This window comes from Geobacillus sp. BMUD, from assembly GCF_013096845.1.
GTDB lineage: Bacteria > Bacillota > Bacilli > Bacillales > Anoxybacillaceae > Geobacillus > Geobacillus vulcani.
Genome location: NZ_SDLA01000028.1, coordinates 1 through 14,526, shown reverse-complemented (window position 1 = coordinate 14,526; position 14,526 = coordinate 1). Strand labels below are relative to the sequence as shown.

The following is a 14,526-nucleotide window of genomic DNA, read 5'->3' as shown; positions in this document are numbered from 1 at the left end:
AACTATATTATACTATATTTTACTGAATCTATACTATTTTCAGTAAAATATAGTTAAGGCGATTCATCTCCCACTTACTCCGCTTCGCTTCGTTGAAGTGGGAGTCTTCTCGCCTAATTAAGATAAATTGCGCAAAGGCGTACGGCAATCCTTTTTCCGCCGCCAGCTTCGCTGTTTCCGAACTGGAGCCGAGCAGCCACACGTCCGGTGGCGATTGCACAATCGGCGTTGCCTTGACGCCATAAAGCGGGTGGACAGGTGGAAGCGCATCGTGCAAATACCCAAGCAAGTCATCGATTTGTTCGGGATAACGGTCAACGGAACGCGGCCGGCCGTCTTGGAGCGCCATCGTCGCCCGCGGCATGCCGCCAGGCGCGCGGCCAATGCCGAGATCGACGCGGCCAGGGTTCAGACCAGCCAACACGCGGAAATTTTCGGCCACTTTATAGGCGCTGTAGTGCGGCAACATCACTCCGCCTGAGCCGATGCGAATGCGCGACGTTTTCGCCCCGATGTGTCCAAGCAGCACTTCTGGAGACGAGCCAGCGAGGCTGTTCGCCTCGTGATGTTCGGACACCCAAAAACGCTTGTAGCCGAGCTCTTCGACAAACTGGGCAAGACGGACGGTGTTTTGGAGGGCTTCTTCCGCGGTCATGCCTTCGGCGATTGGTGATTGATCAAGAACGCTGAGCTTTAGCGGCATGATCATTTCTCCTTTCTTTTCCTTGCGGATCAAAATGGTTAGTTCTTATTATGGGATGTTTCATTTCTGGTTGTCCATTGATTTGCTTTTGCTCTCCAACGGCTGCTAACAAAAAACAGTCCGCCGTTTCAGCCGGCGGATGGCGGTAGACGCCGAAAGACAATGAAAGCCGTCTACAAGTGGATCAGGTCTTTTGGTTCTGCGGCTTGGCGGTCGACTTTTTGGCTTCGCCCCCGTCCGAAAAAGAACGAGGAAAACAGTTGTTTGACGCTGTCAACGATAAAGGAGCATCGTTCATACAGCGCTTCTTTTAAGCTGTCGAGCTGGCGGGTCACTTTGTATTGGGCTGCCTCTTGCGCTTCAAGCCGCTCGATGACCGTCTGATGGAAGACATGTTGCAGCTCCAGTTGTTCCAAGATTTTTTGATACAGCTTTTCTTGCCCTTCGAGGCGGGCGGACATTCCTTCCCCCCGTTGTTCACGTTCGGCTGCTTGCTGTTCAAGCCGACGCGTCGCTTCGCTTTGCACCGTCAACGCTTCGATGACGGCTTGGCGCGCTGCTTCTTCTTTGGCGAACTGCTCCTCCCATGCGCGCCGCTGTTCGAGGTCTATCTGCTCGTGGGCGTTGACCGATCGTTCAAGGCGTGCCAGCGTTTCGGCGAGCTCTGCTTGCTCTCGTTGTCTGGCCGTGAGCAATTGCTCGAGTCGGGCGAACGCTTTCGCCCATTGCTTGCTTTGCTCCGCCTGCTGGTTTTGCTCAGCTCTAGAGGCATCGATCAGGCGCGAAACAGTTTCAGTTAGTTCTCGGTGCCATTCAACTTGTTCGATTTGGCTTGACGCCATCATTCCTTTGAGGCTGTCCAGCGCTTCGACGAGACGTCCGCTATGTTCGGCTTGTTCCGTTTGCCCGGCGGCAAGTGAACGCTCGAGGCGGATTAGGGCATCGGCCATTTTCCCGCGATCGTCGGCCTGTTGTTTTCGGTTTTCTTCCGCCACCTGCTCAAGCCGAAGGAGCGCGTCGGCCAACTGTTCAAGCAGTTGGGTTTGCTGCTCAAGCATCTGTTCCGTTTTTGCGCGCCGATAATAAAACACCGAATGAGAGGAGAGAGGCGGAGCTGCACTGTACACGCGCGGGGTCATCTGTTTGTTCATGTAAATCAATGGGCAAAGCCTCCTTTCTGTTTGTCTATGTGGCATCATATGCCGCTGCCGCTCGGTCGGTTTGGGCGGCTTATTTGTGACGTCCCTCTCTCGTTTGGTATAATAAAAGAGAAAAAATGGAAGGAAAGGGTGTTAGGTATGCCAGCTGTCGAATCGAATATGTTTCCGCTTGGCAAACAGGCGCCGCCGTTTGCCCTCACAAATGTCATTGATGGCAGCATCGTTCGTCTTGAAGATGTGAAATCGGACGTCGCGACTGTCATTATGTTCATTTGCAATCATTGCCCGTTTGTAAAGCATGTGCAGCACGAGCTTGTCCGCCTAGCAAACGATTATATGCCCAAAGGGGTGTCGTTTGTCGCCATCAATTCGAACGATGTTGAACAATATCCGGAAGATTCGCCTGAAAACATGAAAAAAGTGGCGGACGAGCTTGGCTACCCGTTCCCATACTTGTATGACGAGACGCAAGAAGTGGCGAAGGCGTACGACGCCGCCTGCACCCCGGATTTTTATATTTTCGACCGTGAGCTGAAATGCGTCTACCGCGGCCAGCTTGATGATTCGCGGCCGAACAACGGCATTCCGGTGACGGGGGAATCGATCCGTGCCGCGCTGGACGCTTTGTTGGCGGGTTGTCCGGTGCCGGAAAAGCAAAAGCCGAGCATCGGCTGCAGCATTAAATGGAAGCCATCCGCGTAAACTGTTGCTTGACTTCTCGTTGTCGAACGGATATGATGAAGAAAGCGCCATTCGTTTGCTGCGGGATCATCGCAAGCCGTGCCGTTGCCGCTCATGGAGCTGGCGCGGCTTTTTCGTTGTCCGCTGTCCGCTTGACAAATTCACACTGGCGCCGCCACGGAGCGGCAAGGATGGATGAGAGGCAGGGCTTCCATTGTTTTTGTTTCTTCTTCAAGTTTTCATAATATATGTTATGTAAAAAAGGAGAAAAGTGAGATGGCGGAAAGACGATATCGAGTGTTTGTGTATGGAACGTTGCTGACCGGCGAGGACAATCATTGTGTTGTAGCTCCTTATGTTCGCGCCGTATGCCCAGGGAAGGTGAACGGCCGTTTGTACAGCGTCGGCCCGTACCCTGCGCTTGTGCTTGGAGAAGAAGGGGAAGTGGAAGGGGAATGGCTGACGGTGACGGAGGAAGGACTCAAAGCGATGGATGAGCTTGAAGACTACGCCGAAGGACGAGACGATAACGAATATGAGCGGGTATGGGTCCGCGACGTCTGCCAGCCGATTGAAGGGTACGTTTACGTGTATTTGCCAAAAAAAGCCGTGGGCCTGCCGGTCATTTCGTCCGGCTCGTGGCGGCGGCGTAAGGAGAAAATGTAACATCCATAGCGGATAGAAAAAGTCAGTCGAGAAGACGATTGTCTCCTTGGCTGGCTTTTTTTGTATAAATATTCACCTTGTTTGAAATCGTTTGCAAAAAAATTCATTATAAAAATACAGAAAAATTGATAAAAAGGGGGTTGCCAAACAAGCTCTCTTTTTCTATAATAAAAGCATGTTAGGAAAATAAACGTTCGAATGTGAGGTAATGTGACATGTCAAAATCGTTCGTTTCCTCTACACAAACGGAGTTGTTGGAGCAAATCAAAGAGACGATCAAGGAAAAAAACGTTGAGCTTCTTCATTTGCAGTTTGTCGACATTGAAGGGATTTTAAAGCATGTGACCGTGACGGCTGAACAGCTTGACGATGTGGTCGAAGGGAAAGTCATGTTTGACGGCTCGTCGATCAAAGGTTTTTCGCCGATCAACCGTTCTGACTTGTACTTGTTGCCGGATTTGAATACGTTTGCTGTTTTGCCGTGGACGGTGGAGGAAGGCTATGCAGAAGCCCGTTTCCTTTGCTCGGTGATCAACCCGGACGGCACGCTGTTTGAAGGCGACCCGCGCAATGTGCTGAAAAAAACGATTGAGCGGGCGGCAGAAAAAGGATATACGATTTCGGTCGGGCCGGAGTTGGAGTTTTTCCTGTTCAAAGCCGATGAAAGCGGCAATCCGACGCTCGAGCTTCACGATAGCGGCGGCTATTTCGAACCGTCTCCGAAAGATTTGGGCGAACGTGTCCGCCTTGAAATTTACCGCGCCTTAAAAGCGATGGGCTTTACGATTGAAGCGTCGCACCATGAAGTGGCGGAAGGCCAGCATGAGATCAACTTCAAATACGCCGATGCGCTCGGCGCGGCTGACAATGCGACGACGTACAAATGGGTCGTCAAAACGATCGCCAGCAAGTTTGGCCTCCACGCAACGTTTATGCCAAAACCGGTGTTTGGCATCAACGGTTCAGGCATGCATGTCAACATTTCCCTTTTCAAAGATGGGGAAAATGCGTTCTTTGACCCGAATGATGCGAACCAGTTGTCAGAAACAGCGTACCAATTCATCGCGGGCTTGCTGAAAAACGTAAAACATTTCGCTGCAGTAACGAACCCGCTTGTCAACTCGTACAAACGGCTTGTGCCAGGGTATGAAGCGCCTTGCTACATCGCTTGGTCCGCTTCCAACCGTTCGGCGCTCATCCGCATTCCGGCGAAACGCGGCGTCGCGACGCGCGTTGAGCTCCGTTGCCCGGATCCGTCGGCCAATCCGTATTTGGCGTATGCCATCATCGCTGCTGCTGGCCTTCACGGTGTCGAAAAAGGTTTAACCGCTCCGGCGCCGATTGATGAAGACATCTTCCATATGTCGGAAGAACGCCGTGCGGAGCTTGGCATTGACAACTTGCCGGAAAACTTGGGCGAGGCCATCGCTGCGTTCGAAAGCGGAGAAATCGGCCGCGCGACGCTCGGTGAGCACGTATTCCACGAATACGTGGCGATGAAAAAAGACGAATGGAACAGCTACCGCACGGCGGTTCACGCTTGGGAAGTCGAGCGGTATCAAGGGAAGTTCTGATCGAAAGCCACTATCCAAAAGGTGTCCCGTCGCCATATTCGGGGCGCCTTTTTTCTGCAGGCGGCTGTTTGTCTTGATGGACGGCCGTGCGGCGCCTTCCGTCCGTCGGCCGCCAAGCCGTCGGCGTTCGCAACGTCGTCTTGCGCGCGGGGAGGAAAAAATGACTGCATTTTTTTATTTTTTTAAATTCATAGTTGACATCTATGAATAATGAGATTTAAATTATAAGTAACACGCTCAACTATTGCAAACGGAGGGAAACCAATGAAAAAACTGATCGTTTTTGTGTTTGTAGGATTTATCGCCCAGCTGATTGACGGCTCGCTTGGGATGGCGTACGGCGTCACCTCGTCGACGTTGTTATTGACGTTCGGCATCGCTCCAGCCGTCGCCTCCGCGTCTGTTCATTTGGCGGAAGTGGTGACGACGGCGGCGTCTGGCGCGTCTCATTGGAAGTTCGGCAACGTCGACCGCGGCATGGTCGGCAGGCTCATTATTCCCGGGTCGGTCGGCGCGTTTGTCGGGGCATGCTTTTTAAGCAACTTGCCGGGAGATTTGATCAAACCGTACGTTTCATTGTTTTTATTGGTGCTTGGCTTTTATATTATTTATCGATTTTTGGTGTTGAACGGCCGCGCGCCGTCTTCGCCCGGAAAACAGTGGTCCAATAAGCAGCTCGTCCCTCTCGGATTGGCGGCTGGCTTCCTTGATGCGACCGGCGGCGGGGGATGGGGGCCGATCGCGACGCCGGTGTTGTTGGCCAATAAAAACATGGAAGCGCGCAAGGTGGTCGGCACAGTCGATACGTCCGAATTTGCTGTTGCGCTCTCGGCAACGCTAGGATTCGTCATTTCGCTTGGTTGGGAGCAAGTGAACTGGTACTGGGTGCTGACGCTCATGGCTGGCGGGATCGTCGCTGCGCCGATCGCTGCTTGGCTTGTGCGCAAACTGCCGTCCCATTTGCTTGGGGTGTTGGTTGGCGGGCTCATTATTTTGACGAATGTCCGCACGCTTCTGCACGCCTGGGAGGCGCCGGCGCTGGTGTATCCGACCGTTTATGGCCTCATCGTGATTGGCTGGGCTGCGGCGGTATGGCTGGCGATCCGAAACGGGCGGAAAGGAAAGGCGACTAGCAGGGAGTTGGCGTCGTAAGCATTGGGGCGCTTGACAAACGACGGTGTCTTTCCGTTGGCGGCAGCGTTGGATGCGAGCGGGTCGGGCATTAGGGAGAGGGAGCTTGTTCGTGCTGCGGAGGGCAATGGTCGACAGCGCCTGCCCTCAAAAATAGTGCGCGGAGCAGTTGTTGCCCCGTTGCCGACAGTGGAAACGAGAAGGCGGCTCTTGCCCTCTGGGCAGGAGCTGCTTTTTTATCAGCCCCTGTAGCGGGAATCCAGTTTCTATGTTAAAATATTCTGCATCATCAACCAAAGGGGGAGAGGGAACATGGCACAACCGATTGACCTAGGCCGCCGCATTTCACTCATCGATTTGTATGATTTGCGCATGCCGCACCGCACCGGTACATACGTGCTGCACGAAGAGAACTTGGCGATCGTGGAAACAGGGCCAAGCCCGTCGACGCCGCATTTGCTTGCTGGATTGAAAGCGCTTCATATTGACCCGAGTGAGATCCGCTATATCATCGTTACCCATATTCATTTGGATCATGCGGGTGGTGTCGGGCTGCTTCTTCAGCATTGCCCGAATGCGGTGGTTGTCGTCCATCCGAAAGGGAAGCGGCATTTGGCCGATCCATCGCGTTTAATCGCCGGGGCGAAGGCGGTGTACGGCGCACAGTTTGAGTCGCTCTTTGATCCGATTCTTCCGGTGCCAGAAGAACGATTGATCGTGAAAGAGGACGGGGAAACGTTGGAGTTGAGTGCGGAGCGGACGCTCACCTTTTATGATACGCCGGGGCATGCCAACCATCATTTTTCGATTTATGATTCATACAGCGGCGGCGTGTTCACCGGTGATACGATCGGCGTTTTTTATCCGCAGCTGCAAGAAGCGGGGCTTACGTTTTGCCTGCCTTCCACATCTCCGAACCAATTTGATCCCGAGGCCATGGAGCAGTCGGCGGCAAGGCTGGAGGAGCTGAGGCCGGAACGCATTTATTTTGGCCATTTTGGCATGCTGGATGACCCGCAGGAAGCTTTCCGCCAGCTTCGCGTTTGGCTGCCGAAGTTCGTGGCGGCGGGAAAAGAAGCGGTCGACTGTCATCCGGAAGCGCCGGTTTCCGAGCAGGTGAAAATGGCAGCGCATCGGTTGCGTGACGAGATCATGGCGTTTCTTGACGATCATGGCGTTCCATCTTCATCGTCAGCGCATGCGGCGATCGAGCTTGATTTGCAAGTGTGCGCGATGGGATTGGTTGATTATTGGCAGAAACAACGGTGATCATTTGATTGGCCTGGCCGATTCGGCTAGGTTTCTTTTTTGGCGGGAAAGCGAGGACTGGAAAAACGAGAAAAATTGTTTTTTGTGTGTTTTGTTTTTAGGCGGATCATTTCGTGAAATCGCGGTATATATGTTAGAGTGGAAATAAGCAATCCTGATGCCTGTTGGAGAGAGCGTCAATGAACAAGGAGAGTGAAAGAGTGACACAGAGGCGGTCCGTCATGCATCGCATCGGCGTCGGGCTCATCATCGCATCGTTCGTCGTTTGGGTCGTTCCGCTCATCGCACCATTCTTCCCGTTTTCGACTGCGGCCAAAGCGTCGATCGTTACAGTTGCCATTGTGGCGGCGGAAATCATGTTTTGGATCGGAGGGCTGTTGGTCAGCAAGGAAGCGGCGGCGAAGCTAAAGGAGTATTGGCATCCGAAACATTGGCGAATAAAACGGCGGTTGTCGGATCAAACCAATGATGGCGAACAATGCCAAGACGGATTGCGAGAGATGACAACGATGAAGAAATGAGGTGGTTGCATGCGACGGAGCACAGTTGCGCTTCTCATAGCCGTTGCCGCCCTGTCCGGGGTGCTTTGGCTTGGCGGCCTGGCATTGGCGGTGCAAGACCAGTTTTTTTCGGCCGCCAAGCCGCCGACGAAAGAACAACGGCCGCCAACGGCTGAAACAAGGCAACATGACGAGAAAATAGATATTGTTGCTCTTGGCGACTCGTTGACGCGGGGAACGGGTGATGAAAGCGGAAAAGGGTATGTCGGCTATATGGTCGATGAGCTTCGCCGGCAAACGGACAAACCGATCCGTGTGACGAACTTGGCCATCCGCGGCCTTCGCTCTGACGGACTGCTTCGCCAGCTTGGCCAGCCTGAGATTCAGCGGCAAGTCGCCATGGCCGATCTTATTGTGATGACCATCGGTGGAAACGACTTGTTTCAAGGTGGGGAAGCGTTGAAACTGGATCGAAAGCAGCTGAATGAGGCGAAACAGCGATATGTAGCCAACCTAGACCGCATTTTCGCCGCGCTGCGCCGCTTCAACAGCGGGGCGGTCATCTTTGCGCTCGGCTTGTACAATCCGTTCAGCGATTTAGGCGATGCCAAACGAACGTCGGCCGTTGTGCGCGACTGGAATTTCGCCTCTGCGGAAGTGGCGGCCCGCTATCCAAACGTTGTCGCGGTGCCGACGTTTGATTTGTTTGCCCTCCATGTCAACGACTATTTGTACAGCGACCACTTCCATCCGAATGAAGAAGGGTACAAGCGGATCGGCGAGCGGGTCGCCTCGCTCATTACGTTGACGGAGGAGGACGAGCAGTGAACAAACCGGTGACGTTAGCCGTCAAAGAGCTGCGGAAAACGATTCGCGGCAAGGAAATTATTCAAGGCATTTCATTTGAATTGCATGAGGGGGAAGTATTCGGTTTTTTAGGGCCGAACGGTGCGGGAAAAACGACGACGATCCGCATGCTCGTCGGGCTCATTCGGCCGACGTCGGGGACGGTGGCGATTTGCGGGTATGATCTTCATCGTCAGTTTACTGACGCGATCCGCCAGATCGGCTGCATCGTCGAAAACCCAGAAATGTATCCGTATTTAACAGGTTGGGAAAACCTTGAACATTTCGCCCGCATGATGTCGGGAATCGGTGAAGATCGAATCATGGAAGTGGCGAAGCTCGTCGGCCTTGAACAGCGCATTCATGACCGAGTGGGCACGTATTCGCTCGGCATGCGGCAGCGGCTCGGCATCGCCCAGGCCTTGTTAGGAAAGCCCAAAGTGCTGATTTTGGACGAACCGACCAACGGCCTTGACCCGGCCGGCATTCGCGAGATGCGCGCCTTCATCCGCTTTTTGGCGGAAAAGGAAGGATTGAGCGTTCTCGTGTCGTCGCATTTATTGAGTGAAATTCAGCTGATGTGCGACCGCGTCGCCATTATGGCGAAAGGACGGCTCTTGGCGATCGACACGGTTGAACGGCTGTTGAATCAACAGGCGCGCGTTGTCTGGAAAGTGGCTCCAATGGATCGGGCGCGGGCGCTGTTGGCGGCAGAAACCGAGGTGCTGCGCGTCGATGAAGAGACGATCGTCACGCCATACGAGCCAGCCAAACTGGCTGCTTGGAACGCCAAGCTTGTCCAAGCCGGCGTCTCGGTTTCGGAAATTGAACCGCGGTTGCCGACCCTCGAAGACTTGTTTATCGAGCTGACAGGGGGCGAAACGATTGAGTAAGCTCGTGTATAATGAAATGTTGAAAATCGTCCGCAAAAAGCGGCTATGGGTGATCGCCGCCATCATTGCGGTGCTCGTCGCCTTGTTTACATACGCCCAATACCGCGAGACGGAAGAGCTGAGAAAACGGCTTGGCACGACCGACTGGCGGACGCAGCTGCAGCAGCAAATCGTCGATTTGCAAAACCGTTTGCAGTCGCCGAGCATGTCTGAGGAATGGAGAAAATACTTGCAAATCCGCCTCAAGCAGCAGCAGTACTACTTAGAGCACAACATTAATCCGTCCGCCCCTGGAGCGCCGACGTTTATGCGCACGTTTATCGAAAACGCCATCGACTTGTTTTTGCCGCTTTTAGTGATGGTGGTGGCGGCCGATTTAGTGTCGTCCGAGGCAAGCGCCGGAACGATCAAGTTGCTTCTCGTTCGGCCAGTGAAGCGGTGGAAAATTTTGTTGAGCAAATATATCGCGTTGCTCCTGTCGGTGTCGCTCATTATGCTGATGGCGGCGGTGCTGTCGTATGCCATCTCCGGACTCGTGTTTGGATATGGCGGCTTCCGTCTGCCGCTATTGACCGGATTTGTCCAGCAAGGAGAGGATCTCAATACAGCGAATGTCCACATGATTCCACAATGGAAATACATTTTAATCGAGCTCGGGCTGGCAGCGTTTGTGAGCGTTGTCGTCGGCACACTGACGTTTATGTGTTCCGTGCTGCTTAAGAGCACGGCAGCGGTGATGGGGATCATGCTGGCAGCATTGATTTCTGGCGCGATTTTGTCGAACATGGTGTCGTCGTGGCATTCGGCGAAATATTTGTTTATGGTCAATTTGCGGCTGACGGATTACATAAAAGGAGCGGCTCCGCCGATTGAGGGGATGACGCTTGGCTTTTCGATGGCCGTGCTGGCTGTCTGGGGGCTTGCAGGGCTTCTTGTCGCTTTTTTTGTCTTTATGCGGCGAGATGTCTATTGAAAACGGCAGAGCGGCGAAAACCCGAGGGCATGTTCCCTCGGGTTTTTTTGGTGAAAGGGGATGGATAGTCATTATCTGTTCGGCTGCTTGTCGTGAACGCCGGCGAGTCCAAGCGCGTGATGGCCCCGTAGTAACTGCTCCACGGCCGGCCACTGCTGTTCATCGCAACGGATGAGAAGCACGATATCAGCACCTGTGCGGCTTTGACGGTGCGTCGATCTTCGATTTACCCACCATTTGAGCAAAATACCGATTCCGATGCCTGAAACCGCCCCGATAATTCCCCAAATGATCGGGCCCCATGTCAACACATAGCCGTAAATCGCCCCTAGCAGCATCAAGCACGTTCCTAAAATCGCCGCCAAGTCAAAGAAGCTGAACCCGTTGGCGTGATGGAGCGTATCAAGCAGGCGCGGTGGCTCGGCGCAGCGGTTGAGCGGGATGGCAAAAATCTGATGTTCAGCAATCCCTTTTTCTTGAAGCGCTGAAATCGCTAGTTCAACGAATAGGTGACTCTCGAAAGTGGCAATGACAATCATGAAACGCCTCCCATCAAATCGGCCATGCGAACTGTTTCGGCTGAAAGCGGCGCCGCAAATAGTGGGCTAGTTCTTTTTCAAACAACTTGTTGTATTCGACCGCTGATACGTAAGCATCGTAAAAGATGAACGAATAAATCGATGGCAGATAAAGCGCCCACTGCATATCGATGATCTTCGTTGCACAATCGAATCGGCCGGTCAGCGTGTACGTAATCGCTTCGGGCAAGTGGGCGAAATACGATACCAAAATGGTAAAGGTGAAGATAAACAGGCCGGTGATCACTTTATGGACATACAAATGGCCGAGGCCTGGGGCGAGCACCGACCAGACAAGCGCCAGCCAAGGCTCGCGCTTGTCCAAATAATTAATATCCCATATTCCCATTCGGATGGAGGAGATCGGCGCATCTTCGCGGTCGGCGAGCAAATACAGCTTGTTCATGTCGACGGAGCCGCGGTAGCTGTCCCAAATGCTGTACATGTAGATGGCCACATAAAACATGAGCCATCGTTCGTCAAGCACCGCTTTTGCCTTTTCAAAATCGCCAAGCAGCGAGTATAATATACCTGTATTGATATGGGCTTTTGTGTTGATAAACAGCTCCCAGAGGATTAACATAAAGGCTGTGGCGTAGCGTTGCTGCATTAAATTGCCGAAACCCGGAAACGAAAAGGAAAAAAAGGCGACGACAAGCGGATGACGCAAATCGAAATGAGTGGTTGTCAATTGCGACAAATGCGCCCGTTTGCGCCGCGCCGGCGGAATGAGTTTCACAAAGCGCCCCCTTTCCTTTACACGGTTGCTGTAGTTTTAGTATAGGAAAAAAGGAGCGGCAGTTATGCAGGTCGTTTCAGAAAAAAGACCAATTTTCATCCGTTAAGGCTAAAAAAACTATTGACTTCGCTTTGAGGTTTATATAAAATATGAATTGTCGCAGGGTAAGACAGCTTGTGTCGGGAAGTAGCTCAGCTTGGTAGAGCACACGGTTCGGGTCCGTGAGGTCGCAGGTTCAAATCCTGTCTTCCCGATTTATCATGGGGCCTTAGCTCAGCTGGGAGAGCGCCTGCCCCGCACGCAGGAGGTCATCGGTTCGAATCCGATAGGCTCCATTTTCCTACGGAGGAATACCCAAGTCTGGCTGAAGGGGGCGGTTTCGAAAACCGCTAGGGGTGTCACAGCCCGCGGGGGTTCGAATCCCTCTTCCTCCGCCATTACATACGAACGTCAACCTGCCGAGTGCCGGCGGGTTTTTTGTTTTTTGCGAGCTGTATGGCAGCCATTTTTCAGGCGGACGACTTGCCTGTTTTTGGTTGAATCGGGTACGATGAAGGGGAGCAGTTTGGGGATTGAGCCGCACTCCGTCTGGTGACGGTCGGAAGTGCTCAGCACAAGGGAGGAGAGGTTATGGCGATTCAACGTTGCATTCGCCGTATCAAAACGGTGCAAATCACCGCCCACAGCCCGATTCACCAAAGCGGCCCGGTGCTCGAGCCCGGGAACTGGCAAGAGTATGATCCGTTTTTGTTGCTGATGGAAGACATTTTTGAGCGAGGAACGTTTGACGTTCATCCGCACCGCGGCATTGAGACGGTCACATACGTGATCAGCGGCGAACTCGAACATTTCGATAGCAAAGCCGGCCGCGGCACGCTCGGGCCTGGAGATGTGCAATGGATGACGGCCGGCCGCGGCGTCGTCCACAAAGAAGACCCCGCTCCCGGATCGACGGTGCACAGCTTGCAACTTTGGATCAACTTGCCGAGCGCGTACAAAATGACCGAGCCGCGCTACCAAAACTTGCGCGCCAAAGACATGCCCGTGCGCAAGGAAGAGGGAGCGACGATCCGGGTCTTTTCCGGGTCATCGAAAGGCGTCAAAGCGCCGACGAAAAACATCGTTCCGGTGACGATGGTCGAAATGACGGTTGAACCGGGAGTTACCGTCGCGCAAGATTTGCCGGGCCATTACAACGGTTTTTTGTATATTTTAGAAGGAAGCGGCACGTTCGGTGCCGACAACACCGAAGGAAAGGCCGGGCAAGCGCTGTTTTTCAGCCGTCACAACCGCGGCGAGGAAACGGAGCTAAACGTGACCGCTCGCGAAAAACTCCGTCTCCTTCTTTACGCCGGTGAGCCGGTGAACGAACCGGTCGTTGCCTACGGGCCGTTTGTCATGAACACACCGGAGCAAATCCGCGAGGCGATTCGTGATTACCAGGAAGGGCGGTTTGGACAGTAATGACAGGAAAGAGCCGATCATTTTTTCGGCTCTTTCTTTTTTGCTATGATAATCATCGATAGCAAGCTATTCATTGTACAGGAGGGTGTGTACAAGATGAATCCCGTTATCGAAACGATTTTGCAACATCGCTCGATCCGTCGCTTCGAAGATCGGCCGCTCACGGATGAACAAATTCGTACGATCGTTGAATGCGCCCAAGCGGCGTCGACGTCAAGCTACATTCAGGCGTACTCGATCATTGGGGTGAAAGATCCGGAGAAAAAACGGAAGCTCGCCGAGCTTTCGGGAAATCAGTCTTATGTCGAGCATAACGGCCATTTCTTTGTCTTTTGCGCCGATTTTCATCGCCATGAACTCATCGGGGAGCTTGAAGGAAAAGACGTGATCCCGTCGCTTGAGAGCACGGAAAAGTTTATGGTGGCGCTCATCGATACCGCGTTAGCGGCGCAAAACGCCGCCATCGCCGCCGAGTCGATGGGGCTTGGCATCTGCTATATCGGCGGATTGCGCAACAACTTGCCGGACGTGTGTGCGCTCTTAAACGTGCCAAAACGAGTCATTCCGCTGTTTGGCCTTGCCGTCGGTTATCCGGCGCAAACGCCGGACCGCAAGCCGCGGCTGCCGTTTGCGCACGTTTATCATGAGGACGAATACAACCAAGATCGCGCTCCGTTCCTCGAACAGTTGCAGCGCTACAACGACACGGTTTCGGCGTATTATGAGCAGCGGACAAACGGACGCCGCCGCGATACATGGACCGGGCAGATGGCCGATATGCTGAGCCGCTCGGTCCGGATGTACATGAAAGAATTTGTCGAGGGGAAAGGGTTTAATTTACGGTAGTGGACTAGCTCAGCTTAATGAGGGAAAGAGGCATCTGTTGCTGAAGAGACGAGGAGCCATGCTCATAGATAGGTGAAGAATCTATTGTTGATGTTTATCGACGTCGGCTTGATCATCCCGGTCATGCCGACGTTTATTCGGCAGTTGGGATGATCGGGAGGGACGGTCGGCCTGCTTGTCGCTGTTTTTTCCTTTACCCCATTTCTTTTTCCGCATCGGCTGGCCGAATGGCCGATGCCACAGGGCGGAAGAAGTGATTTTTATGCCTGGGTGGGGAGTAACACTTATTTATCTTAATTAGGCGAGAAGACTCCCACTTCGACGAAGCGAAGCGGAGTAAGTGGGAGATGAATCGCCTTAACTATATTTTACTGAAAAAATAGTATAGATTCAGTAAAATATAGTATCATATAGTTAGATGGGAGGTGAAAAAATGTATTTTTGTATCAAACAACAGCTAAATGGTTTGACCAAAGAAGAATACTTGACTCTTAGAGAACTGT

General features: G+C 53.0%; 14 protein-coding genes, 3 tRNA genes and 1 pseudogene. 14 read left to right on the top strand and 4 right to left on the bottom strand.

Features of this window, described 5'->3' with window-relative positions; genetic code table 11:
• Positions 1–121: 121 nt before the first annotated feature.
• Positions 122–703, bottom strand: a pseudogene (locus ETC05_RS16905) (MsnO8 family LLM class oxidoreductase); the annotation flags it as partial.
• A 173-nt stretch (positions 704–876) separates the two neighbouring features.
• Entirely contained in the window at positions 877–1,863 is a 987-nt protein-coding gene (locus ETC05_RS16900) for a coiled-coil domain-containing protein (RefSeq protein ID WP_171661514.1), read from the bottom strand.
• A 138-nt stretch (positions 1,864–2,001) separates the two neighbouring features.
• Here ETC05_RS16900 and ETC05_RS16895 point away from each other — a divergent pair, with 138 nt between their 5' ends.
• From ETC05_RS16895 to ETC05_RS16855, 9 genes are all read left to right on the top strand, one after another.
• Entirely contained in the window at positions 2,002–2,565 is a 564-nt protein-coding gene (locus tag ETC05_RS16895; protein WP_171661513.1) for a thioredoxin family protein, read from the top strand.
• A 255-nt stretch (positions 2,566–2,820) separates the two neighbouring features.
• The gene (locus ETC05_RS16890) at positions 2,821–3,210 is read left to right on the top strand and encodes a gamma-glutamylcyclotransferase family protein (protein ID WP_171661512.1); all 390 of its coding nucleotides are present in this window, start codon (positions 2,821–2,823) and stop codon (positions 3,208–3,210) included.
• A gap of 215 nt (positions 3,211–3,425) precedes the next feature.
• The gene (gene glnA / locus ETC05_RS16885; RefSeq protein ID WP_171661511.1) at positions 3,426–4,784 is read left to right on the top strand and encodes a type I glutamate--ammonia ligase; all 1,359 of its coding nucleotides are present in this window, start codon (positions 3,426–3,428) and stop codon (positions 4,782–4,784) included.
• 264 nt (positions 4,785–5,048) lie between these two features.
• Positions 5,049–5,936, top strand: coding sequence for a sulfite exporter TauE/SafE family protein (locus tag ETC05_RS16880; protein WP_171661510.1), 888 nt, complete (start codon positions 5,049–5,051; stop codon positions 5,934–5,936).
• A gap of 291 nt (positions 5,937–6,227) precedes the next feature.
• On the top strand, positions 6,228–7,184 hold the full coding sequence (locus ETC05_RS16875; protein ID WP_171661509.1) for an MBL fold metallo-hydrolase: 957 nt from the start codon (positions 6,228–6,230) through the stop codon (positions 7,182–7,184).
• A 221-nt stretch (positions 7,185–7,405) separates the two neighbouring features.
• The gene (locus tag ETC05_RS16870) at positions 7,406–7,705 is read left to right on the top strand and encodes a transporter suffix domain-containing protein (protein WP_031409660.1); all 300 of its coding nucleotides are present in this window, start codon (positions 7,406–7,408) and stop codon (positions 7,703–7,705) included.
• 9 nt (positions 7,706–7,714) lie between these two features.
• The gene (locus ETC05_RS16865) at positions 7,715–8,512 is read left to right on the top strand and encodes an SGNH/GDSL hydrolase family protein (protein ID WP_171661508.1); all 798 of its coding nucleotides are present in this window, start codon (positions 7,715–7,717) and stop codon (positions 8,510–8,512) included.
• Positions 8,509–9,423 carry an ABC transporter ATP-binding protein gene (locus ETC05_RS16860; RefSeq protein ID WP_031409656.1) on the top strand — a complete coding sequence of 305 codons (915 nt, stop codon included), beginning with the start codon at positions 8,509–8,511 and terminating at the stop codon, positions 9,421–9,423. The genes ETC05_RS16865 and ETC05_RS16860 overlap by 4 nt, the downstream gene beginning before the upstream one ends.
• Positions 9,416–10,396 (top strand): ABC transporter permease, encoded by a 981-nt coding sequence (locus ETC05_RS16855; RefSeq protein ID WP_031409653.1) that lies wholly within the window; start codon positions 9,416–9,418, stop codon positions 10,394–10,396. The genes ETC05_RS16860 and ETC05_RS16855 overlap by 8 nt, the downstream gene beginning before the upstream one ends.
• A gap of 71 nt (positions 10,397–10,467) precedes the next feature.
• On the opposite strand, the gene ETC05_RS16850 is transcribed toward ETC05_RS16855, so the two are convergent.
• Both ETC05_RS16850 and ETC05_RS16845 read right to left on the bottom strand, forming a co-directional pair.
• Positions 10,468–10,935 (bottom strand): hypothetical protein, encoded by a 468-nt coding sequence (locus ETC05_RS16850; protein ID WP_171661507.1) that lies wholly within the window; start codon positions 10,933–10,935, stop codon positions 10,468–10,470.
• Positions 10,936–10,948: 13 nt separating this feature from the next.
• On the bottom strand, positions 10,949–11,713 hold the full coding sequence (locus ETC05_RS16845; protein WP_171661506.1) for a hypothetical protein: 765 nt from the start codon (positions 11,711–11,713) through the stop codon (positions 10,949–10,951).
• Positions 11,714–11,893: 180 nt separating this feature from the next.
• Here ETC05_RS16845 and ETC05_RS16840 point away from each other — a divergent pair.
• The 5 genes from ETC05_RS16840 (at position 11,894) to nfsA (ending at position 14,023) form a co-directional block, all read left to right on the top strand.
• A tRNA-Pro gene (locus ETC05_RS16840) sits at positions 11,894–11,967 on the top strand.
• Between the two features lie 8 nt (positions 11,968–11,975).
• Positions 11,976–12,048: transfer RNA gene (locus ETC05_RS16835), tRNA-Ala, on the top strand.
• A 9-nt stretch (positions 12,049–12,057) separates the two neighbouring features.
• A tRNA-Ser gene (locus ETC05_RS16830) sits at positions 12,058–12,150 on the top strand.
• A 193-nt stretch (positions 12,151–12,343) separates the two neighbouring features.
• On the top strand, positions 12,344–13,177 hold the full coding sequence (locus tag ETC05_RS16825; protein ID WP_171661505.1) for a pirin family protein: 834 nt from the start codon (positions 12,344–12,346) through the stop codon (positions 13,175–13,177).
• A 96-nt stretch (positions 13,178–13,273) separates the two neighbouring features.
• Entirely contained in the window at positions 13,274–14,023 is a 750-nt protein-coding gene (nfsA, locus tag ETC05_RS16820; RefSeq protein WP_031409645.1) for an oxygen-insensitive NADPH nitroreductase, read from the top strand.
• Positions 14,024–14,526 lie beyond the last annotated feature (503 nt).